We start from the raw sequence: 23,911 nt of genomic DNA, 5'->3' as shown, positions 1-23,911 counted from the left end.
CTTCTTTTTTTGATTAGTAAAGCGACCCATAGGTTTCGCAGGCGCGGTAGTCCTGACCTTCCTTATCCATTCCAAAGGCGTTCCATGCGGAGGGACGAAACACTTTTTCTTCGCTAACATTGTGCATACAAACGGGTATGCGCAACATGGCGGCCAGGGTAATCAGGTCTTTTCCGATATGTCCATAACTGATGGCACCGTGGTTGGCGCCCCAGTTGTTCATTACGGTATATACGTCGGTAAACGCCCCTTCACCAGTGAGGTTGGGCACGAACCAGGTGGTCGGCCAGGTTCTACTGGTACGGACGTCCAAGGTGTCGTGGACTTCTTCCGGCAAATCGATGCTCCACCCTTCGGCAATTTGCAATACCGGACCCAATCCCTTTACGAGATTGATGCGGCACATGGTCAAGGGCATTTCCCCTTTTGTAAGGAAGTTGGACGAATAGCCACCACCCCGGAAATAGCCTAAATCCGCTGGGTACCATGTGGTAGCGTCCAAACAGGCTTCTTTCTCTTGCTCCGAAATTTCCCAAAATGGTTTCATAACGGGCTTCCCATCGGCACGTTGTTGTCCGGAACCGTCCAAAGTGGCCGAACCGGAGTTGATCAAATGGATGAACCCTTCCTTGGCACGACCCTTAGGAGACCATCCGGTAACCCTAGTCACCGCATCAGGGCTCCAGTAGGTACGTACATCTGCAAAAATTTGTGCCATATTGGTCAACAGGTAATTGAACAACATCGAAATTCCGTTCAACGAATCGTTTTCCGTAGCAACCATATAGGGTTTACGTATACCGTTCCAATCAAAAGAAGAATTGAGTATCGCTTCGGAAAAATCCCCGTTCGGCAAGAAATCGGTCCATTGTCGCTGTCCCTGAAAACCGGACACCAAGGCATCATGCCCCAAGGCTTCTTCACCGTATCCAATATCCGCAAGTTTAGGGTTGCCATCCATCAGGTCCTTGATCACCAAGGTCATTTTCACTACAAACTCCCAGTCCTCATCTTTCTGTTGGCGTGATCGCTGTTTCTCTTCCTCATTAAAGTCGGCGCCTTCTTTACAATGTTCCTTGGTCCATTGCAATGCTTTTTCATATTCATCGGCATCGTAAATCCGGTGTTCTATCCTTCGCAACACTTCTGAAGAATCCACATATTCGTTCCGCATTCCCAAATAGGACTGAAAAAAGTCCGATTGAATTTCAGAACCTGCGATTCCCATGGAAACTGTTCCTATGGCCAAGTATGAGCGGCCTTTCATTATGGAAACGGCCAGTCCCGCTTTTGCGAAGCCCAATAGTTTTTCACGTACATCTTCCGGAATGGCTTCATCCCCCAAATCCTGAACGTCCCTACCATATATCCCGAAAGACGGCAAACCTTTTTGGTTATGGCCGGCCAAGGTTGCGGCCAAATATACTGCACCGGGGCGTTCGGTACCATTGAAGCCCCAAATTGCCTTGGGTATGGCGGCATCCATATCCATCGTCTCCGTTCCATAGCACCAACAGGGCGTTACGGAAAGGGATACCCCTACATTTTCAGACTTAAATTTTGTAGCACAATCGGCAGCTTCCTTGACCCCTCCGATACAACTATCGGCAATAACGCATACCACTGGGGTACCGTCGGGATACTTCAAGTTTTCAGCATAAAACTTGGCCACATTTTGCGCCATTTTCATTGTAGTTTCCTCCAATGACTCTCGTACGCCGCCCAATCGGCCATCTATAATGGGGCGAATTCCAATTTTTGGATACATAAGTTATAACTTGGTTTACTTTATTCAAAAAATGATTTGTCTTCACCTAATCACAGGTCGTTCCAACATCAGAAATTACCCACATCATAAGAAAAAAACCTAAAATCAAAGATATGCTTAATCGTTTAAACTAAAAAATAATCTCTTTAAAAACCGGGCGGTAATGCACTATGCGTCTTTAGGGACCGCGCCGGAGGATTCCCTAACGATGAGCTTGGCCGGTAAACAGATCGTTTGTTGTGGAGTATCGGGATTTTTGATCCGATTGGATAATGATCGTACCGCTTCTTTGCCCATTTCCTCCAATGGCTGCCTAACATGTGTCAAGGGACAGTAATAAAAATCGAAGGCTTCCCCTTCATCAAAACTGACCACTGCAATATCTTCGGGAACTTTAATGTTTAGGCTATCCAAATGCTTCAGCCCGTAAATGGCCAAGGTATTGGTCGAAAAGAAAATAGAATCGATCGGGTTATCGGAAGCTAGCATTTTATCAATTGCTGCCTCGGTCTGCTCTTTCACCTCTTCATGGGAGATTTCTCCCAAACATTCGGGATCGGGCTCCAAACCATAGTCTTCCAAGGCCGTTCGGTATCCGCGAATACGCTCTTGCATGTGAAAAAGGCGATTGACGTAGGCCAACATTCCCACGCGGCGGTGCCCGCACCGCACCAATTGTTTTACGATGTTATAAGAAGAGTCGTAATTATCGATAATAACGAAATCCGTCGGTATTTTTGGAAAAAAACGGTCGATCAACACCACTGGAATCTGTTGCTCCTGTAGCGTTTTTATTTGTTCTTCAGAGCCTTCGGAAGGGGCGATAATAAAACCATCGACCTGACGGCTCGACAGAAAATCGATCAGCTGTTTGGATTTGGCCGCCTTTTCATCGGAACTACCAAATATCACGGTATAATTAAATTTTGCCGCCTCGTCCTCGATTACCCTTGCAAGGTTGGCAAAAAACGGGTTGGCAATGTCCGCCAATACCAACCCTATGGTATTGGTGGTACCACTTTTAAGGCTTTGGGCGATACTGTTCGGTTGATAATTGAGCCGTTTGGCTACTTCTCGAATTTTTTGGGACATCCCTTCACTGACCCTGCTGTCCTTCCCTTTCGAAAGCACGTAGGACACTGTGGCTATGGAAACGCCAACTTCTTTGGCGATGTCTTTAAGGGAAACTTGCTTTTTCTTCATGGTTTGGCGAGTTTAACAAATATAAATGAAATGCCGGAAAATATGCAAAAACGCCGAATGAAGATTGAAATAGCACCTGTTTTCCTGTGTTTTGTGTATTTTTAAAGTCGCTGATTCGAGAGAATCCGCATCGTCTTTAAACCTATAAGAATATGTTGAAAAGCAAAGTGATCCTTTTTTGTTGTCTCCTTTCACTGCTCGGCGCATCTTGCTTCGCACAGTCCAAAACGGAAAACCTGCCCCAAATTATTTTTGATACCGATATGGGTGGGGACATCGATGATCTGGGCGCATTATATGCCCTGCACACCTACGCCGATCAAAACCTTTGTACGATAGCAGCGGTAATGTCCTCATGGTCCATGGAGCATCATGTTGCCGGTATCGATGCGGTAAATACCTATTTTGGACGACCGGACATTCCTATCGGCGCGCATGAAGGGACCCCTTTTGCCAAAGAAGAATATACTTGGTTTCTTGGAAAAGAATACGAAAGCAAGGTTTCCCATGCTACGGCCATGAAAACTACCCCGCTCTATCGAAAACTGTTGGCAACTGCAAAAGATACGAGTATTACCGTTGTCGTTACAGGTCGCCTGAACAACATTTATGCGCTGTTGCAATCGGCACCGGACGATTATTCCAATTTGAACGGTATGAACCTTGTTTCCCAAAAAGTGGCCCGTTTTTATATTATGGGCGGCAATTATCTGGACCCGACAAGAAATGAGGCCAACTTTAAACATGGCGGTCCGGGCGTTACCCAATATGTTGTGGAAAACTGCACCCGGCCCATGATCTTTAATGGCGGTAAAATAGGGGAGGCCAAATTTGGTTACGGCACCGGTACCAGGATAAACGAATGGCACGATGACCATATTTTAAAGGCAGGGTATGGCTATTTTTTTAAAAACCCTCCAGAGTGGACCGGTTTATCATCGGCAGAAGAAATTGCACCATGGTCGATATGGGACATCATTACGGTACAGGTTGCGGTGACGGGCACCCAAGATTATTTTGATGTGGTGACCGAAGGCTCCAATATGGTCATGGAGGACGGCACCAACCGCTGGGTTTCCGATCCGGACAAGGACCATACGTATCTTAGGCCAAAAATGGACCCAAAAACCTATGCGGACGGGGTCATAGAGCCTTTATTGATGACCGAAGCCCTGCATCAACGGGAATAGCCGCGTCCGATCTTACATTGTTTCCGGGGGAGTACTGTCGAATACCAATCGTTCCCTTCCGGAATAGTCGATACAGGAACTAATCAGTCTTCAAAATAACTGAAAAAAAGTGGTTTCAAATTTGGATCCCGTTTTGGAACTGTACAATATTTTGTGTTTCTACCCTTAATTTGGTTTGGAAAATGGTAACGAAAACATAGGTATACCTTTAACATAAAAATCAGTATACCTATGAATCCAGAAATTGAGAATTTATTGAATGGCCTTGTCGGAAAGCTTTCCGACAAGGCCCAATTGGAGGAGGTTCGAGAAAAGCTCTTCAAACATGGTGTGGAGTCCCTGCCCCGAGCAGAGATGACGGCACACCTTGGCCATGAAAAAGGAGCTGTATCGCCTACGGGCAATGTCCGTAACGGCCATTCCCAAAAGACCTTGAAAACGGCTATGGGCAAGCAGCGCATCAACGTGCCCCGTGACCGCCAGGGCAGTTTCGAGCCTGTTACCGCGCCCAAGCACGGAACCATGGCCAAAGAGCTCCAAGACTGTATTTTGCCGCTATACGCAAAGGGAATGGGCAATGCCGACATTGTTGATTTTGTGGAGCGGACCTATAGTGTGGAATACTCTACCTCGCAAGTATCGGTCATTACCAATTCATTGCTCTCGGAGATAGCCCAATGGCGGCAACGGCCCTTGGAGGATGTATACACCATTGTATGGATGGATGCCGTACGTTACAAGATACGCCGTGAGGGCAAGGTGGTCTCCAAGGCCTGTATGGTGACCTTGGGCGTTGACCTTTCCGGCCAGCAGGACATCCTCTAACTTGACATCGTCCAGACCGAGAAGACATCGGAATGGATGGCCATACTCGCAGGGTTGCGCCAAAGGGGCGTGGCGGACATCTTTTTCCTGTGCTCCGACAACCTAAAGGGGCTCGACAAGGCCATGGAGGCCATATACCCCAAGAGCATCGGGCATATATTCGCGTAGTGTATTGTACGGGTAGCTGATACCCTATTGCTCTTTGACCCAACTTACTGCCTGAACATAGCTCTCAAAACCTTGATAGCTATCGTTCAACCTTTTGGACAGACAAGTGTGGACAGCTTTGGTGATTTTACGCTTTTAGCCTTTCTGGGCCTTGAACCGATCAACATGGTTTCGATACCCGCTTCTTTATATGTCTTTAACCATAACTCCATTGTGCGGACATTATAACCTAAATGAGTTGCCCTATCGCATTGCTTTGCAAAGGTCTTTTCGTTTATGTGAAGCAACGATTGTAATCGCAAAACATTCTTACAACGCGATTCTTTACGTATCATAGAACGTAACTGTGATGAAGTCTCCAATACCTCAAATGATATGTGTTTTCCCATATTCAAATTACGAAATGTTATCTCGCAAATCGTATAAGACCCACTTTGTAAAACAATGCTCAGATTGATCTGGGTCTATAGCGGAGAATACACGGTTAAAGGTATCATCGGAGGGAATACCATTTGGTAGATTTAAAAATGAACGCAAAAAATCTTCTCTTGCCTTGGCACATGTTTCCATATCTTTTCAACTATCTGCCGCACAAATGACCGAAATTATACCGATAAGAAGAATGTCATCCAATCTAAGAAGCTTGTTAATATTGCTTCTAGGGTCGTCTAGACCGCTAAAAATAGACCTGGAGTTGCTGGTTGTTTCCATCGGGCATAAGTTGTTGACTATCAATACAAAATACAAAAAATAAACACAAAAACAACAAACATTTGACTGAAATTCAAATATTTAAAGCGTTTTTTATTAAAAAATGAAATCTTCAAAAAGTATGGGTTTGCACTGAGAATTTGTTAATTTTATTATGAAAATATCAAAAAAAATGTTTTCTTTGAAGCTTAAACGATTAACCTTAAATTCCTATTGGTTGTATTTAATGAGCAACTTCAAGTCATACGCCATTGTGTAAATAAAGGAATCGAAAAACGCATTAATTCATTAATACTAATTCTGTTTTACAATGACCAACAAACTACTAACTGCAAGTCTTGCCCAGTCCATTGGACGCCACAATCGGTCGTATAGGACCTTTCTAGTCGCGCTCGGTATGGCCGTCTTACTCTGTATGCCGATATCGGTCGCCGCCCGAACCGTTACCGCCCCGACCTCGGCCCTATTTCAGGACACACGGGTTTCGGGTACAATCGTCGATCAGGACGGCGTACCGTTGCCAGGGGCCAGTGTCGTGGAGATGGGTACTACAAATGGTACCCAGACCGATTTTGATGGTAATTATTCCCTTGAAGTAGGTAGCGATGCGGTACTGCTTATTTCTTACATTGGGTACGAATCCCAGGAAATCGCTGTTAACGGTCAAACCACCATTAACGCTACCCTCCAGCCAGGCACTTCGCAATTGGATGAAGTCGTGGTCGTGGCCTATGGGGTCCAAAGTAGAAGAAAAGTAACGACCGCGGTAGCGAACTTAGGAGGGGAGGAAATTGCGGAATTGCCCGTTGTCCGTGCCGAACAAGCCCTACAAGGTAGGGTGAGCGGGGTTAATGTGGTGCAAAGCGGTGTGCCGGGTGCGAACCCGACGGTTCGTATACGCGGTTTGGGTTCCGTACTAAACAGTGATCCGCTTTTTGTAATCGACGGTATTCCGGTCGGCCAAGGGGGTTTGAACGATGTAGCGCCTGATGCCATTGAAGACATCACCGTGCTCAAAGATGCGGCAAGTACAGCCATCTATGGTTCACGTGGTGCAAACGGGGTGGTACTCGTCACTACGAAAAAAGGAAAAAGAGGTCCCGGTAAATTGACCTTTAAATCCTATTATGGTATTCAGAAAGTTCCTGAAAGAAGACGCTACGATCTTTTGAATACCGATCAATACATCAATTTTACATTAAATGATTTTATTGTTGAACCAGCCCGATTTGACGACTATGATTTTGATGAGATGGATTTTCGAGTAGGGAGCCCCAGCGAAGAGTTTCGGGGAGTCGAGACCGATTGGCAAGATGCTGTTATGCCTTTAGGGGGCATTCAAGAGTATCAGTTGGGCTTTTCAGGGGGTACCGATAACGTAACCTACAATCTTGGCGGGGGGTATTTCGAGCAAGACGGTGTTATAGTGAATTCGTATTTCAAACGAATTAATTTCAATGCGAATATTCAAGCAAACTTGGGTAAATTCAAAATGGGGTCATCCATAATTTTGTCCCGCAATAGTCTAAACGAACCCGAAGGCGATGGGATCTCAATTCGTCGGTCCTTGCAGATGATGCCCTACATACCGGTTCGGGATGCCAGTAGACCGGGAGGGTTTAGAGGTACAGATAATGCTGACGGAGCCGACCCCTTTCAACCCGTACTACGCGAATCCTTGATCGATGACGAACAAACTTCGACCAAGGTTCTGGTTACCGCCTTTGGGCAATACGAAGTGGCTAATGGCCTGTTTGCTAAATTGGCCGTGGCCGGAGAAAGTGCTTTTATCCAGTCACAGTTCTTTTTACCAACTTATAATGCTGGGGAGATAGGATTTAATCAAAACCCTGTCGCTACATATCAAAGAACCAAAACTACTTTTGTCTCACCTATTCTAACCGCTACTTTGAATTATAACAAAGATTTTGGTGATCATAATCTTGATCTTTTAGGAGGTTACGAGATTCAAACCTTTCGTAACGAGCGTGTGAGAGCTGAAGCAACGGCGCTTCCGAACGAAAATATTCGAAACCCTGCCCTTTCGCCAGGAGAAGACCAGAGGGCCGAGGTCGTTCTCGAAGAAACAGGTATCATCTCTTATTTTGGAAGATTGAACTATGACTATAAAGGCAAGTATTTGCTTGGCGCTTCTATTCGTCGTGACCAATCTTCGCGTTTTGCCCCTGATGATAATGTAGGTATCTTTCCTTCAGCTTCTGCAGGTTGGACGATTTCCGAAGAAGGTTTCTTCGAAGGCTTACGGGAGACCGTTACCAATCTGAAATTGAGAGGTAGTTGGGGTATCAACGGAAACACGGCAACGGGTGCTTACACTTGGGATCCTACCGTTGTCGCCAATCTTGACTATGATTTAGGAGACGGCAGTGTGGTTACCGGTTTAACTCAAAACGCACTTTTTAATACCCGCTTGCAATGGGAAGAAGTGGAAAAAATCAACGTAGGTCTCGATGCGGAGTTCTTCGGTGGTAAATTCTATTTTAGCGGAGAGTATTTTAAAAACACGGCAAACGATTTGATTATTAGTGTACCGATACCGAATTCAACAGGTGTGGATAATCGTCCGTTGGCAAATGTGGGATCAGTCGAAAACAGCGGTTGGGATTTTTCAGCGGGCTATACGAACCAAGATAACGAATTAAAATGGTCGGTCAGTGCGGTTGCCTCGCTTGTGGATAATGAGGTAACGTCGTTAGGTGGCGATGAAAGTGCCAGTATCTTTGGGGAAAATTTTCAAAATACGGGTGCCCCTCAAACGCGGGCAGTAGTGGGCGAACCCATTGGACATTATTTTGGTTTACGAACCGATGGCATTTATCAGACACAAGCTGAAATTGATGCCGATAACGCCAGAGCTGCGCAACTTACGGGAGATTCCAATGCCACACGGCAAGGGGCGGATGTAGGCCCTGGAGATATTCGCTATCAGGATATCAACGGCGATGGTGTGGTTACCGGCGAAGACCGGGTCAATATAGGCCATTATTTGCCAGATTTTACCATTGGACTCAACACCAATATGTCGTACAAAAACTTTGATTTGGCCATGAACTGGCAAGGTTCTTTTGGTTTTGAAGTGCTACATTCAAATCGGTACTACACCGAGGGGATGACCCGTTTGTTCAACATGGGTACGGAGGTACTCAATGCTTGGACACCGGAAAATACAAATACCGATATTCCTAGAACCTTTGGGATCAACCAAGAAACGGGAGCTCGGGAGGCAAGACAAGCAAATGCCGTTCTCTCTGACCGCTGGGTCGAGAATGGGGATTTTGTACGGTTACAATTCGTAACTTTGGGATATACATTTCCAGAATTAAAGAACAGTCCGTTTTCAAAGCTTAGATTGTACGCGCAAGCGCAAAATCTACTGACCTTTACGGGCTATTCTGGTTACAATCCAGAGGTACAGGGTCGTGTCAGTAATCCGAACGACGCTCTTTTTTCAAATGGAGTGGATGACAGTGCGATACCCGTGCCTTCAACTTTTATTTTAGGTGTAGAAGTCGCTTTTTAAAATTTTGTTATGAAAATAAAAATAGAAAAAATGAAAAAGTTAGCAACATTTAAGAGTGTGGCCATTGCGTTGTGCGCCACGATGGTCACATTTAGCTGTGATGATGAGTTTTTGGCAGAGGGCAATCCTTCTGCCCCAAGTATCTCAAATTCCTTTGAAACCGTTGAAGAGGCCCGAGCCGCTGTTTTTGCCATTTATGCCGGTTTGCAGGAAAACGAATCGGTGGCCCGGGAATGGTGGTGGTTGGTCGATACACTCGGCGATGAACTTAAATCGGCCGGACCTCAGCTAGAATCGCAACGGGCACAATTGTTGAACTACGATATCGATCCGGGCAACGGTCTTATTTCACCGGCTTGGAAAGGTTTGTATCGCATTGTGTTTCGCTCCAACCTGGTCATCAATACGCTACCCGACAAGGTTAGTGACGAGTTACCGCAAGGAGAGGTTGATTTATTGGTAGCCGAAGCCAAATTTTTACGGGCATGGGCCTATTTTGAACTCATCACCTACTGGGGTAATGTGCCCTTCTCGTTGACCCCTGTCGAGGATTTTACCAGCGGGGTACCCTTGGCCGAATCAGAGCAGGTTATCCGCGATCAAATCATTGAAGATTTGACAAGAGCCGAGGAATTTTTACCCAGTGTTTCTGCATATCGCGGTACAGAAAACATGGGAAGGGTCACCAAGGGAAGCGCACAAACCTTGTTAGGGCGTGTCTATATGTACTTTGACGATTTTACCGCTGCCCGAAGCGTACTTCAAAAAGTGATCGATTCAGGTGACTATAGTTTGGCCGCTAATTACGAAGACAACCATAGGGAGGAGAACGAGAACAATATAGAGTCAATTTTTGAGGTGCAATTTCAACGTAATTTGGCCAATGTTTGGGGCGGACCTCAAAAAGCGGTACAGTACAGAACCCAAGAATATACGCCCTTTATTTGGCACAACGTGGTACCGTCAGACGAATTGGTTGCAGCGTTTGAAGAGGGTGATCCACGATATCCGCTTTGTTTCCTTGAATACGGCGATACCCATGGCCCCGAGAACGAAGATGTTTTTGAGCCAGGGGATATTGCCCAAGGCATTGAGAATGGTGTACACTGGAAAAAATACGGTTATGATTATCAAATGTCCGTACCGGAAATGTTTTCGGGTATTAACATGCGTTTATTGCGCTATGCAGACGTTTTGTTGATGATGGCCGAAATAGAGAATGAACAAAACGGTCCAACGGCCTTGGCTTTGGGGTATGTAAATCAGGTTAGGGAACGTGCAGGGGTACCACCCTTACCAACGGCTGCGTATCCAACTGGCACCACAGATCAAATGTTCGACGCCATTGTACACGAACGTCGTATAGAGCTATGTTCTGAACAAGCACGAACTAGGGATATCAAGCGTTGGTTCAGGGCCGGTAAAGTCGGGGCACCTAGTCCTAATTATGAGCCTAGACATGAATTTTTGCCTATTCCCTTGGATGAAATGGATAATAACCCGGCACTCACCCCCGCCGATCAAAAGCCTGGATATTAATTGAGTTAGTTGAGTTAGTTTTAGGAAACCCATGATTTTTTTCATGGGTTTCTTTTTTAATCCGCATTATGCATTGAAGCTTCGTGGTGAAGCTTCAAGATATAAGGAATACCGACTTTTTCTTAATTTTGGCATAGCCCCGAATCCTCGGGGCTACGGCGAAATGAAAAAAAGTAGTTAAGCGACGGTATTCTTGGTAGCTTGGAGCTGTAATAGATTTTCCAACGCCTATTATGGGTTTTAATAAGTATAACTTTCTTCTCACAATGTATTATTACAAATACCATATTCTTATATGTATTGGGCTCCTTTTAGTTGGCTGCAAACAAGGCACGAAGGATTCAAAAAAGTTTGCGCTTTTAAAAGCTTCCGAAACTGGAATCGAATTTCAGAACACCATAGACGAAAATGCCGTCAACGTCTTCGATTATGTAAATATGTACAATGGTGCAGGAGTCGCCGTTGCCGATTTTGATAAGGATGGCTTTGAAGATTTATATTTTGCAGGAAACTTGGTTTCCTCAAAGTTATATCTGAACAACGGAAAGACCGAACCATTCAGCTTTTTGGATAAAACTGCCGAGGCAGGGGTCGGAACGAGTTCTTGGGTAAACGGGGTGACCGTCGTTGATATCGACCAAAATGGTTGGGACGATATTTATTGTAGCGTCTCCGGAGGCAAATCCGGAAATGATAGGGCCAATCTACTCTTTTTGAACAAAGGCTTGGATACGAATGGCGAACTGCATTTTGAGGAAAGCGCGGCCCAGTACCATCTCAATGATACCACTCATACCATACAGTCGGCATTCTTCGACTATGACGGGGATGGAGATCTTGATATATTCATGATCGTGAACTACCCCACTGGTTATATCGGGTCGGAAGCCAATCGCATTATCCGCCTCAAACCGCAAGGGAGGCCTGAACGCACCGATCGCCTCTATCGAAACGACGGTTTGGGAAGCGACGGCCATCCAATATTTACCGATGTTTCGCAAGAGGCCGGTATCACTTTGGAAGGTTTTAGTCTCGGTTTGGCGATACATGATTTCAATCAAGACGGCAAACCCGATATCTACGTAGCGAACGATTATGTCACGAACGATATTATTTATATCAATAATGGCAACGGGACCTTTACCGACCGCATCCGTGATTATGTGAACCATACGAGTTTTGCCTCCATGGGTATCGATGTCTCGGATATCAACAATGATGGCCTGCAAGATTTTATGGTCGTTGATATGCTTCCCGAAGCGGATGAGAGGATGAAAATGATGTACCCGTCTATCGATCATTTCGGATTCGATACACGGAAAAAAGTCGGATACGTAGATCAATATCAAAGAAACACCTTACAACTGAACAACGGTTTACGGGATTCCGTCCCCAGGAAGTTTAGCGAGATCGGAAGATTTTCAAATGTCTCCAATACGAACTGGAGTTGGAGTACCCTGATGCCCGATTTGGACCTTGATGGTTGGCGAGATATTTTCATTACCAATGGTTTCTTGAAGGATGTGAACGATCTGGATTTTGTCAATTACGATGATACCGATCCGTTTGGCAACCAAAGAAAACGGGATGACGCCGCCTATCTTGAGTCCCTGAAAACCCAGAAAGGCATACACCTTCCAAATCGGCTGTACCATAATCAGGGGAATCTCCTTTTTGAGGACAAAAGTGAGGAGTGGGGTTTTACCAGGCCCAGTTTTTCCAATGGAGCGGCCTATGCCGATCTTGATAACGACGGTGACCTGGACCTTATCGTAAACAACATCAACGAAGCCGCTTATATCTATGAAAACCGCACCATAACCTCAACACATCGAGATAACAATTATTTGCAAGTGATTTTGGAAGGAAATCGACCGAACGCAGCGGCGATAGGCAGCAAAATCAGTTTTAAAACCTCTCAGGGCATTGTATCACATATCAATTACCCAACAAAAGGCTTTATGTCTTCCGTGAGTTCCATTGCCACCTTTGGGCTCGGTAGCGATTCGATAATAGATCAAATCGATATTACCTGGCCCGACGGAACAAACCAAATGCTCCGCGATGTTAAACCTAATCAACGAATCGTCATTTCCAAAGAGGCCGGCTCAAAGGTTCCCAAGGGCTCGGACAGGTCTTCGTTGGTTCAAAAGCTTTTCGATCCGGCCAACATAAAGGGGCTTGATTATGTTCACCAGGAAACACCCTTTAATGATTTTGATTACCAAATCCTGATTCCACATAAACTCTCAAGACTAGGGCCGTCGTTGTCCGTCGGCGATGCAGATCAAGATAGCCTTGAGGATTTTTATGTCGGCGGTGCAAAGGGCTCATCCGGCAAGCTATTCTTTCAAGACAAAAGTGGCACTTTTGCAGGTCTGTTGATAGAAGATACGCCTTTATACGAAGATCAGGCTAGCTTGCTCCTCGATATCGACAACGATAACGACCTTGACGTTTATATTGTCAGTGGTGGTGTTGAGAACGGAAGACAGAGCCGATTTTACGCAGATCGTTTATTGCTGAATCTCGGCAATCGAATATTTGAGAACGCCGCTCTTGATTTTCCCAAAGTAAACGGCTCATGTGCGGTCGCTGCGGATTACGATAAGGACGGGGACCTCGATATCTTTGTCGGAGGCGCCTCTCAACCAGAGGCATACCCGTTGCCCGCCCAGAGCATGCTGCTACAAAACGACACGCAAAGACCACATGAACCTATTCTGACCAATCTTGCAGATTCGATCTTGCCAGAACTGAAGACATTGGGCATCGTTCGAAGTGCAGTATGGTCCGATTATGACAATGATGGCTGGCAAGATCTTCTAGTGGTCGGTGAATTTATGCCCCTTACTATCTTCAAAAACCGAAAGGGTAAATTGGAAAAAATAGATACGCAATCACTATCCGAAATAAAAGGGATGTGGAATAGTATTAACGGCCACGATCTGGACCAAGATGGCGATATGGATTATGTTCTGGGAAATTTTGGACTCAATTCCAGATTCCGCCCAACATCGGAGGAACCTGTTCGAATCTATGCAAAAGACTTCGATAAAAACGGTGTCATAGATCCCATTATGACCCATTACCGTGACGGTCGTGAGGTTCCGATACATTTACGGGACGACTTGTACAAGCAACTTGTCGCGTTAAAAAAAGCGCTGCCCACCTACCGGGATTATGCTTCTGCCAGTATAACGGATATTTTACCCTCCGGTGTACTTCAAGAGGCGAAGGTGTTTTCATGGAACTATTCCTATAACGCCTGTTTGATCAATAAGGGCGAAAAAGGTTTTGAACTGGTGCCGCTGCCCTATCAGGCCCAAATCGCCCCCATCTACGGAACGCTGATACAAGATTTTAATGAAGATGGTATTCCCGATATTCTGGCCGTAGGGAACTCGCACAGTCCCGAAGTCTTTTCCGGATGGCAAGACGCTTCCTTTGGATTGCTTTTAATAGGCAATGGAGACGGGAACTTTCAAGTTTCCGATTTGGATACGAGTAATTTCTACATTGATGGCGATGCCAAGGCGCTGGTTCGTCTTAGATATTACGACGGTTCCTATTTGAACTTGATTTCCGTGAACGACGATAGTCTTAAAGTCTTTGGCATTCCGAGACAAACGCCCTTAAAAACCATAAAACTCAGACCTTTGGATCAACGTGCCAAGATGTTTTACCAAGACGGTCGAATCGAGCTGCTTGAATTTCCCTACGGTTCAGGATATTATTCGCAAAGTTCCAGATCCCTTGAAGTGAAACCGATGATGCAAAAAATAGTCATAACCGATGCCCAGGGTAAACAGCGTGAAGTGGCCCCAAGTACGGATGCAATCCTACATTCCGCGCAAAATTGAGAAACGATTCCCATAAGTGGGTAAGTTTAGCGGGGGTCTTACATTGTTTATCAATAGTGTCCCAAACGATTCCGATTTAAAGAATGGAATATCCAGGGATATTCAGCAGTAGTCTAACCCCTTGATATTCATTGCTATAATTCGTATCTTCAAACCTGAGTTCGATTAATATATGATAGCCTTCATATAGGAAAAAAGGCGGAATTTTTGTAACTGAAAGTATTCTAAAACAATTAGTTAACAGAAAAAATCCGCCATGTTTTCAAACCTTCAGGTTACTGACCCCGAGGAGTCGGGGCTGTCTTGTGGACGAGTTCTGCAAGGAATACGACAAGATTGTCGAGAAAAACCTCTTGGGCAACCCTTCCAAACGCCCGCCCATTATGTCCAAGGCGGAGGTCATTACCATAATGGCGCTCTTCCACTTGAGCGGCTACCGTACCTTCAAGCACTTTCACCTTGACCATGTAAAGCTGCACATGAAGGCGGATTTCCCCAGGACCGTTTCCTACAACCGGTTCACCGAACTTATGGGCAGGTGCCTTTTGCCAATGACCTTGTTCCTAAAGACCACGGCAATGGGCAAATGTACCGGTATTTCCTTTGCAGATTCCACCAAGATCAGGGTGTGCAACAACAAAAGGATAAAAAGGAACAGGGTCTTCCAGGGGGCGGCCACTACGGGGAAGTCCACCATGGGATGGTTCTACGGCTTCAAGTTGCACCTGTTGATCAACGAGAAGGGCGAGATTCTGGAGTTCCGCATCTCCCGGGCACATGTCGATGACAGGGAACCTTTCAAAAAGGGCAACTTCCTGAAAAATATATTCGGCAATGGCCATGCGGGCAAGGGCTACATAGGAAAGGAACCGATGCAGGTCTATCGAAACATGCCCCTTCAGAATCTCGACATTGTTGCGCTTGCATACCTCCCGTAGAAGCTCACGGACCCGTCTTCCGACCTCGCCGCCCAAAACCTTTTTCCTATATTTGGTTATCAAGACTATATGGTACTTGCAATCATAGGTCGTATGCGATGTCTTTCGATAGTTCTGCATCACACAAAATTATAAAACTAAAGTCTTCGCCTAAAGGCGAGGGATTTTCCCCCAGAATGATACATTAAAGAATATAGATTGTATTACCAGAGAAAACAGATGGAAGGAAAGCCCCATTTCCTGATTATGAACAACGTGTCAAACAAACTTCTAAGGACCGTATATAGCGTAATAAAAAATAAAAAACCATACCGACCAGACTACATCTGCCTAGATCCAAGAGAAAAGAATGTAAACGGCTCAGCAAAAAAAGTGGCCTGATAATTTGTTTTTTGATAGAGTATATGTCCAGTCTAATATAGCAACTCTACCCGGGGAGAGTTCGCACAGAGCCGAGGCCCACCCCATGAAACTACTGTTGAAGGCCTTGGTGTCAAGGGCCGAAAAGACCCTTCTTCAGCATATCGGGCGAGGGAACCCCGTTGGAAAAGGGACTTTGCCGGCGCAACCAATCCAGCTGGTTCTCCCCGAACAGAACTACCGTCTCCCGATCGTCCGCCCCACTGACAACGCCTGATACCACCAACAACAGTATGTCCGTCAACGGATGGAGGAAATTGCCTTTGTGGGTGCGACGGGAATCTTCTATGTCCTTGAAATGTTCGGTGAAAAGTCTTTTGCGATCGATAGATACTAGATTATGTGCCATTTTTTTGAACCCCTGGCAAAATCAACATTATATTAACCTAACGAGATGGCGAGAAGAATCCAAATCAAATCACAGATTTTTTAAATGCTTTTGTCCTGGGCTTTTTGCCAAGAGCTTCAAAGTACTTAATTTAGGGTAAAAATACACAAGAAAGATGGAGCTAAGATTCAAAAGCCTGTCCCTTTTCGAATTCCAAGAGCGTTACCCCGATGGCGACAGCCGTCTTTCCCACCTCGCGGATTTTAAGTGGGCCGATGGATTCAACTGCCGAAGATGTGGGCATGGCAGAAGTTGCAAGGGCGGCATGCCCCGCTCCCGCCAGTGCACCTCGTGCCGCTACGACGAGTCGCTTACGGCGGGCACCCTTTTCCATAAGGTCAAGTTCGACATCCTGAAGGCCTTCTACATCGTGTACTTCGTGTCGACCAACAAAAAGGGCATTACCTCGACCGAGCTCTCCCGTAAGTTCGATCTTGGGCAGAAGACCTGTTGGGCCTTCAAGCGAAAAGTGATAAAGGCAATGAAAAGTTCGGGCAACTATCCCATAACCGGTACGGCCGAGGTGGACGAGACCGTGTTCGGTGGACAGGAGGAAGGGATCCGGGGCAGGAAGAACGGGACCAAGAAGTTGGTAGTGGTCGGCATCGAGAAAAAGAAAAAGGGCGTCTACAGGCTGTACGCATGGGAGATACCCAAGGCCGATGCAGCTTCCTTGGGCGGTTTCAAGAAGGGCCACATCGCCACTGGCGCAAAGGTCACCACAGATCAGTGGACCGGCTATGGCCCCTTGGCCAAGACCTTCGAGAACCTGGCGGGCATACCGTCGGGCAGAAAGAGGAGCAATTTCCCGGAGCTACATCGCGCCGTGATGAACCTGAAAGGATGGCTCCGGGGCATACACCACCACATAGGGTACCTTCAGGACGATCTCGACGAATACTGCTATAGGTTCAACCGCAGTTTCATGAAAGAAGGGATGTTCGACAATCTCGTGAAGAGAATGGTGCATCCCCGCCATGTTATTTCAAGAACATTAATGCTTAAACGCTTAAGTCAATAAAGGCAAAAGTCTAAATGAGTTCGTTAATCCTTGAGAAAGATATTTACTATGCCTAAAAAAAAAAGTGCCGTCCTTTTTGGTATTCAAGTTATGCAATCAGCGTGCATAGGAGCAATTGCCGTGTGCTGCTCATGTACCGAATTTTCTAAAACGCCCCGGCTTTTCGAAAGCTTGCCCGCGAAGCTGACCGGAGTTGGATTTAAAAACGAAATCATTGAAAATGATCACTATAATTTTTTAAATTTTAGTAATATTTATACGGGTTCCGGGGTCGGCATTGGTGATTTTGATAAGGATGGTTTGCCGGATATTTTTTTTGGTGGATGTATGGAAACCAGTCGCCTTTACCTAAATCGAGGCGATTTCAACTTCAAGGATGCTACCGCAGCGGCCGGTTTGGTGACGGACCGGTGGGTCACGGGCGTGACCGTAGTCGACATTAATTCCGATGGATGGCTCGACCTTTATCTAAGCGTCTCCGGAATCGGATCCCCGGAAAAACTTAAAAACCTCCTGTTTATCAACAATGGTATTCGAGATGGAAAGCATCAAATTTCCTTTACCGAAAGTGCTGAACATTACGGTGTAGCCGACGCCTCGCCCAGCACCCATGCCAATTTTTTCGATTTTGACAAGGACGGTGACCTTGACCTTTTTGTAATCGTGAATCCCCCGGAATACGAATTGGAAAAGGTAAATTATATTCGTCCCAAAAAAGTAAGGGGCGAGGCTATCAGTACCGACAAGCTTTACCGCAACAATACCGTCGAAAACGAGTTGAAACGAAAAGAGGGACGCTACGATGCTACATCAAAGGACATTCCTTTATTTACCGACATTTCCAAAGAGGCAGGTATATTAATCGAGGGCTACAGTCTTGGCCTGAACGTCAGCGACCTGAACAATGACCACTGGCCGGATGTTTATATCACCAACGACTTTTTAAGTAACGACATCGCCTATATCAACAACAGGGATGGAACTTTTACCAACCGTGCGGCAGCGCTCTTTAAGCATACAAGTTACGCCAGTATGGGCGTGGATGTTGCCGATATCAATAACGACGGTTTGCCGGAAGTGTACGTTTTGGATATGCTACCAGAAGAAAACTACCGTCGTAAAATGATCGTAACCTCAGGTAACTATGACCGTTTTCAGCGTGCCGTCGATAATGGATATGAACCATCGTACACGCGCAATACGTTACAATTGAATAATGGCGACGGCACTTATAGTGAGGTAGGTCAACAATTCGGGGTTCACAAAACCGGGTGGAGCTGGAGTGCGCTTTTGGCCGATTACGACAATGATGGCTTTCGTGATCTATATATTACCAATGGCTTTAAAAGAGACCTAGGGAATCTAGACTATATCAACTACGGCGAATGGAATCCTTTCGGTACGGTGGAGTCACAAAAGGAAAGAAGATTGGCGTTGATCAACGAACAGCCAGCGGCCTCCCTTTTCAACTATGTATACCAGAATAGAAAAGCGGAGGGGTTTGCAAAAAAATCGAAGGAATGGGGTATCAATGAGCGTTCGGTCTCGAGTGGAGCGGCATTTGCCGATTTAGACCTGGATGGCGATTTAGATATCGTGGTCAACAACATCGGTCAAGAAGCCTTTATTTATGAAAATAGGGCCAATGAACTTTCGAACAACCGCTACCTGAAACTACAATTGGAAGGAACCCCACATAATCGTCAGGCCTTGGGAGCAAAAATTTGGTTGTATTATGGAGAAGAAATGCAATTTGCCGAGCACACCACCTATCGTGGCTATCAGTCCAGCGTAGACCCGATGCTACATTTTGGTTTGGGGGAGGTAACCCTTTTGGATAGTATCAAGGTAGTTTTTCCGGATGGTAGAAAAGCGGTTCGCAAAAACGTGGAGACCAATACGTTATTGTTGCTTAAAAACAGTTCGGCAAAAGAGGCTAGCGCCCCAGTAAAGGTGAAAACGGAACCGATTCTTTTTGAAAGAGCCGCGCCCCGGAATCAGGTAAAGTATTTGCATCAGGAAGATAAACAAGTCGATTTTAAACAGCAATCCCTTTTACCGCACCAACACTCCCAGCTAGGACCCGCAATGGCGAATGGGGATGTGAATGGCGATGGCTACGAGGATGTGTTTATAGGCGGTGCGGCCGGTAAACCTGCCGTTTTGTTTTTTCAAAAAGCCGATGGCACCTTCATTAAAGAGGAGTGGGCCTTCGACAACGCGCATGAGGACACCAACGCCCTGTTTTTTGACTCGGATTCCGATGGGGACCTGGACCTTTATGTATGTTCCGGTGGCGTTATTCAATATGGGAAACCCACGATATACCAGGATAGGCTCTACCAAAATGATGGTTTAGGAAATTTTGTACGCAACGAGACCGCACTCCCTGCAATGCCGACGAGCACCAAAGCGATCGCTGCGGCCGATTACGATGGGGACGGGGATACCGACTTGTTCGTCGGGGGTCGTGTAAGCCCGGGGGAATATCCCAGAACCCCCCAAAGCTATTTATTGGAAAACCAAAAAGGTACTTTTAGAAAGTCGATAAAGGAAGGTGTTTCAAAATTGAATCGTATTGGCATGATCACCGACGCCCTGTGGACAGATTTTGATGGTGATAGCGACAAGGATTTGATCTTAATAGGCGAATGGATGCCCATCACAATTTTTGAGAATAGGGCAGGAAAACTAGCCGCCGAGCCTACTATCATTTCGGGTTCAAACGGATGGTGGAACACGATTGCAGCGGGCGATTTTGACAAGGATGGCGACCTGGATTTTTTAGCAGGTAATCTAGGCATGAATACGGATTACAGGGCAAGCATAGAGGAACCTTTTCGTTTGTACGCCAAAGATTTTGATCAAAACGGTAGTATAGACCCGGTTTTATCCCAATATATTGACGGGGTTGAGCAGACGGTGGCCTATCGTGATGATTTGATAAAACAAATACCTCCGCTCAAGAGACGTTTTACAAACTATCATCAATATGCTGAAAAACCGTTTAAAGAAGTCTTTACGGCGTCCGAGTTGAAAGACGCAGAAGTACTGGAGAGCTATCTCTTTACTAATAGCTACGTCGAAAATGTAGGGCAAGGAAAATTTGAAATACGACCCTTGCCCATGGAGCTGCAAATGGCTCCGTTAAAAGAATTTATTGTAGCGGATTTTAATGGTAATGGCCATTTAGACGCCTTGGTCATTGGGAACGACTATAGCACAGATGTAACTATGGGCCGCTACGATGCCTTTTCAGGCGCCCTCCTGAAAGGAGATGGAACGGGCAATTTCAAGGTTGCGAGAGGTGCCGCATCGGGTTTCTTGGCGAATAGGAACGCACAGAATATGATCAAGATTCAACTCGGGAAAGATGCCGATAAGGGCGAGTATATATGGGTGGGCAATAACTCGGACAGTCTTCAAGTGTTCAAAAAAGTGGATGGCGACTAGTGTCGTGTCAACTATATAAAGTCGTATTATTTGAGTAATTTTATCGAAAATCACCATAGCCAGATACAAAGTGACATTGACCCAAGAAGAAAGGATGTCGCTTGTGGACATCTCCACAAAGGGTTCCCACAAGTCCCAAAAAAGTGCTTAACGCACTGATATTGTTGAACTGTGACCGTGGGGAGTTCCAGGGCCGGGCATCCACCAACGAGGAGGTTTCGCAGGTCCTGAACATAAGCATGAGGAAAATCGACCGGGTCAAGAAGAGGTTTGTCGAGGAAGGGTTCGACACCGCCCTTAACGGAAGCAAGGGTACAAGGACCTACAAGAGGAAGGTGGACGGCGACCTGGAGGCCCGCTTGGTCGCACTGAGCTGCAACGAGGCCCCGGAAGGGTTCGCCAGGTGGTCGCTGAGGCTGTTGGCCGACAGGGCCGTGGAACTGGAATACGTCGAATCCATATCGCACGAGACGGTACGCCGGCTCCTAAAAAAAACGAGCTCAAGCCCTGGAAGAAGAAGGGCTGGGTGATACCTCCCCTTCGGAACGGCGATTTCGTGGCCCATATGGAAAAGGTGCTGGAGGTCTATAAACGCACGACCCCGTGTTCCCCGTAGTGTGCATGGACAAGTCCCCAAAGCAGCTCATCGGCGAGGCAAAGACCCCCATAAAGGCCGTGCCGGGCAGTGTGGAAAAGTACGACTACGAATACAGGAGGAACGGCGTGTGCAACATTTTCATGGCGATCGAGCCACTGGCCGGAAAGCGGTACGTGAAGGTGACACGGACAAAGACCAAGAGGGACTGGGCGGAATACCTGTCCGGAATCGCCGACCTATATAAGGACGCCGAGAGGATCACATTGGTCATGGACAACCTGAACACGCACAAACCCGAGGTCTTTGTACGAGACCTATCCACCGGAAGAGGCCAAAAGGCTATGGGACAGGTTCGAGTTCGTGTACACGCCCAAGCACGGCGGTTGGCTCAACATGGCCGAGATAGAACTGAACGCGCTCTTGGGCCAATGCCTTGGGAGGAGAATCGACAACATGGCGGAAGTGCAAAGGGAGGTGCAGGCGTGGCAACAATACAGGAACAACAGGAACGCAAAGGCGGATTGGCAGTTCACATCGGAGGATGCAAGAATAAAACTAAAACGTCTTTATCCAACATTTGATGATTGACACGACAGTAGGCTTGTTTGGCCTGTCCGAACTCGCCCTCTATCGCGTTGCGTTCGCTGGACTCCTTCTTTCTCTTCCTTTTTTGGTAGACGGTCTGCTCTGGGCGTTTCCCCTTTGGGGCGACGGTCATCCTTATGCCCCTTTCACGGCACCAGTTGCGGTTCTGGTCGGTCCCGTAATCTTATCGATCTGTATGAGTTCCGGATAATGCCCGTAGAGCTCCCGGTACGATTCGGCATGGGGCTCCAGGTCCGCGCTCTCGTTGTAGGCGTCCCAGCTCAGGGTCTCGGCCTTGGCGAAGCCGCCCGCCTGCGCCAGGCCCATCTTGGTGGCGAACTCGACCTTTTTTCCCGCCTTGCCCCTTACGATAGGCCTGACGTAGGGCTGGGAGATGCTCACGATTCGATTTTCGCACCGGTTCGTTTTGTTCGAGTACATCTCCCGTTACTGGTCGTTCACGGCCTGTACGACCCAGAAGTCCCTCAACATTTCGGGCATCGGGTTCTCCCTTAACAAATCGAGCATACGGTTTATGCTGCGCACGCTGCGGTCAAGGCAACTCAGGTGGTAGCGGATCGCGCTCCTTAGCGTCTTCTTCTTGGCCTGCCTCTTTTTCGATTCGGCAAGGTATTTTTTCCGTGCGACCTCCCGGTAGGTCCTGGGCTTGACCTTGAGCTCGCCGCGCAGGTGTTCGAACAAGAAATCTATGGTGGCCTCCGTTTTTTCCCTGGCCCTGTTGAGCAGGCCCAGGTCGTTTGGGTAGGTTATGTTCTGGTCGGCCACGGTGGCGTCCAGCTTGAGCCTGCCCTTATTGGCGCCCCCTCGGCACTTTGCGTTGCCTTCCCGTCGCCAAGGCATATGGTCGCGAGTACGTCGGCGAAGCCGTTGAAAGTATCGTTGCCCAGCCTTTTCCTCCATTCCACGAACAGGGAGGGCGAGAAGAGCGGGGCCGGGGAGAACCCGTCCTGACCGAGGAAGAACTGCATGTAGGGATTCTCCCCGATGATGCGCACGGTCTCCTCGTCGCTCAAGGCAAGCTTGTGCTTGATGATCAGGCTGCCGATTACGATGCGAGGGTCTATGGCAGTCCTGCCGCTGTCCGGGAAGTGCCCGGAGTAGATCTTGGCGCACTCGTCCCACGGGAAATGGGCCGCCAACTGTATCCACCGGTTACCGGGATCGAGTTTCATTTGGTAAAGGTTGCCGAATTCCTCAATTTTGAGCTGGTGCTCGGAAGTATATTGTACCATGTGCAAGGTATTTGTACGAAATAATCCGCATTAAACTACGGTCAAGACCGTTATAAATTACTGAAATTTAACGAGTTACTGCATGAAGAGACCCTAATTACGTCAATGATAGCGCAGTCGAGAACCTAGAAGCGCAAATAGGTCTCGACTCCGCTCGACCCCATATTCACCGAACAATACAGGTACTATAACCAGTTGACTAGCGACTGACCTCAATCAAACTTTTTCCAACGGGCTAAAAAATGGTTGTTCTGCACGTATTTTTTGTCTTTTTATCGCTCCGTAGCCCCGAGGCCTCAGGGCTATGCTCCTCAAAAAAGATTTCGACCGCGCGCAAAACAGCTAATTTTCGCTCCGATCAAAAAAGTCTAAACTGCTTCAAAGAAAAAACGGTATAAACCCGGACGCCCATTTTACTAAGGACATCCGATTTCGCAAAAACATGAA

The 23,911-nt window shown here is 46.8% G+C and carries 14 protein-coding genes and 4 pseudogenes; 9 read left to right on the top strand and 9 right to left on the bottom strand.

All coding sequences use genetic code 11. The annotated features are described in order from the left end of the window. Nucleotides 1-13: 13 nt before the first annotated feature. The gene (locus ACRD7P_RS14110) at nt 14-1,768 is read right to left on the bottom strand and encodes an L-fucose isomerase (protein ID WP_430908275.1); all 1,755 of its coding nucleotides are present in this window, start codon (nt 1,766-1,768) and stop codon (nt 14-16) included. Between the two features lie 168 nt (nt 1,769-1,936). After that, on the bottom strand, nt 1,937-2,971 hold the full coding sequence (locus ACRD7P_RS14105) for a LacI family DNA-binding transcriptional regulator (RefSeq protein ID WP_430908274.1): 1,035 nt from the start codon (nt 2,969-2,971) through the stop codon (nt 1,937-1,939). Between the two features lie 152 nt (nt 2,972-3,123). On the opposite strand from ACRD7P_RS14105, the gene ACRD7P_RS14100 reads away from it, so the two are divergent. Continuing rightward, the gene (locus tag ACRD7P_RS14100) at nt 3,124-4,161 is read left to right on the top strand and encodes a nucleoside hydrolase (protein ID WP_430908273.1); all 1,038 of its coding nucleotides are present in this window, start codon (nt 3,124-3,126) and stop codon (nt 4,159-4,161) included. 231 nt (nt 4,162-4,392) lie between these two features. Further along, nucleotides 4,393-5,154 (top strand): annotated as a pseudogene (locus tag ACRD7P_RS14095) (IS256 family transposase). Nucleotides 5,155-5,550: 396 nt separating this feature from the next. On the opposite strand, the gene ACRD7P_RS14090 reads toward ACRD7P_RS14095, so the two are convergent. Next, on the bottom strand, nt 5,551-5,724 hold the full coding sequence (locus ACRD7P_RS14090; protein WP_430908272.1) for a transposase family protein: 174 nt from the start codon (nt 5,722-5,724) through the stop codon (nt 5,551-5,553). Between the two features lie 451 nt (nt 5,725-6,175). On the opposite strand from ACRD7P_RS14090, the gene ACRD7P_RS14085 reads away from it, so the two are divergent. The 4 genes and pseudogenes from ACRD7P_RS14085 to ACRD7P_RS14070 all read left to right on the top strand — a co-directional run. Further along, entirely contained in the window at nt 6,176-9,406 is a 3,231-nt protein-coding gene (locus ACRD7P_RS14085; RefSeq protein WP_430908271.1) for a SusC/RagA family TonB-linked outer membrane protein, read from the top strand. A gap of 30 nt (nt 9,407-9,436) precedes the next feature. Next, nucleotides 9,437-10,945 carry a RagB/SusD family nutrient uptake outer membrane protein gene (locus ACRD7P_RS14080; RefSeq protein WP_430908270.1) on the top strand — a complete coding sequence of 503 codons (1,509 nt, stop codon included), beginning with the start codon at nt 9,437-9,439 and terminating at the stop codon, nt 10,943-10,945. 266 nt (nt 10,946-11,211) lie between these two features. Further along, complete coding sequence (locus ACRD7P_RS14075) at nt 11,212-14,808, top strand: VCBS repeat-containing protein (RefSeq protein WP_430908269.1); 3,597 nt, start codon at nt 11,212-11,214, stop codon at nt 14,806-14,808. Between the two features lie 278 nt (nt 14,809-15,086). Then, nucleotides 15,087-15,677, top strand: a pseudogene (locus ACRD7P_RS14070) (IS982 family transposase); the annotation flags it as partial. Nucleotides 15,678-15,734: 57 nt separating this feature from the next. Here the strand turns inward: ACRD7P_RS14070 and ACRD7P_RS14065 are convergent. Both ACRD7P_RS14065 and ACRD7P_RS14060 read right to left on the bottom strand, forming a co-directional pair. Further along, nucleotides 15,735-15,866: pseudogene (locus tag ACRD7P_RS14065) on the bottom strand (transposase); the annotation flags it as partial. 373 nt (nt 15,867-16,239) lie between these two features. Continuing rightward, nucleotides 16,240-16,515, bottom strand: coding sequence for a transposase family protein (locus ACRD7P_RS14060; RefSeq protein WP_430908268.1), 276 nt, complete (start codon nt 16,513-16,515; stop codon nt 16,240-16,242). A 154-nt stretch (nt 16,516-16,669) separates the two neighbouring features. Between ACRD7P_RS14060 and ACRD7P_RS14055 the strand changes: the two genes are divergently transcribed. The 3 genes and pseudogenes from ACRD7P_RS14055 to ACRD7P_RS14045 all read left to right on the top strand — a co-directional run bounded on the left by ACRD7P_RS14055 (nt 16,670) and on the right by ACRD7P_RS14045 (nt 22,214). Then, complete coding sequence (locus tag ACRD7P_RS14055) at nt 16,670-17,575, top strand: IS1595 family transposase (protein WP_430908267.1); 906 nt, start codon at nt 16,670-16,672, stop codon at nt 17,573-17,575. A 48-nt stretch (nt 17,576-17,623) separates the two neighbouring features. Next, the gene (locus ACRD7P_RS14050; protein ID WP_430908266.1) at nt 17,624-21,028 is read left to right on the top strand and encodes a VCBS repeat-containing protein; all 3,405 of its coding nucleotides are present in this window, start codon (nt 17,624-17,626) and stop codon (nt 21,026-21,028) included. Between the two features lie 55 nt (nt 21,029-21,083). Beyond that, nucleotides 21,084-22,214 (top strand): annotated as a pseudogene (locus tag ACRD7P_RS14045) (IS630 family transposase). On the opposite strand, the gene ACRD7P_RS14040 reads toward ACRD7P_RS14045, so the two are convergent. Genes ACRD7P_RS14040 through ACRD7P_RS14025 form a run of 4 tightly spaced genes read right to left on the bottom strand, consistent with a single transcriptional unit; the run spans nt 22,156 to nt 23,464 of the window. Next, nucleotides 22,156-22,344, bottom strand: coding sequence for a hypothetical protein (locus tag ACRD7P_RS14040; RefSeq protein WP_430908265.1), 189 nt, complete (start codon nt 22,342-22,344; stop codon nt 22,156-22,158). The pseudogene ACRD7P_RS14045 and the gene ACRD7P_RS14040 sit on opposite strands and share 59 nt — an antisense overlap. Nucleotides 22,345-22,346: 2 nt before the next feature. Continuing rightward, nucleotides 22,347-22,652, bottom strand: coding sequence for a hypothetical protein (locus ACRD7P_RS14035; protein WP_430908264.1), 306 nt, complete (start codon nt 22,650-22,652; stop codon nt 22,347-22,349). A gap of 6 nt (nt 22,653-22,658) precedes the next feature. After that, nucleotides 22,659-22,997, bottom strand: a complete 339-nt coding sequence (locus tag ACRD7P_RS14030) for a hypothetical protein (protein WP_430908263.1) — start codon at nt 22,995-22,997, stop codon at nt 22,659-22,661. Continuing rightward, entirely contained in the window at nt 22,979-23,464 is a 486-nt protein-coding gene (locus ACRD7P_RS14025) for a transposase (RefSeq protein ID WP_430908262.1), read from the bottom strand. The genes ACRD7P_RS14030 and ACRD7P_RS14025 overlap by 19 nt, the downstream gene beginning before the upstream one ends. Nucleotides 23,465-23,911 lie beyond the last annotated feature (447 nt).

It is taken from the genome of Maribacter sp. 2-571 (assembly GCF_050589625.1).
Classification (GTDB): domain Bacteria; phylum Bacteroidota; class Bacteroidia; order Flavobacteriales; family Flavobacteriaceae; genus Pelagihabitans.
This window is presented reverse-complemented; position numbering and strand designations above follow the sequence as displayed.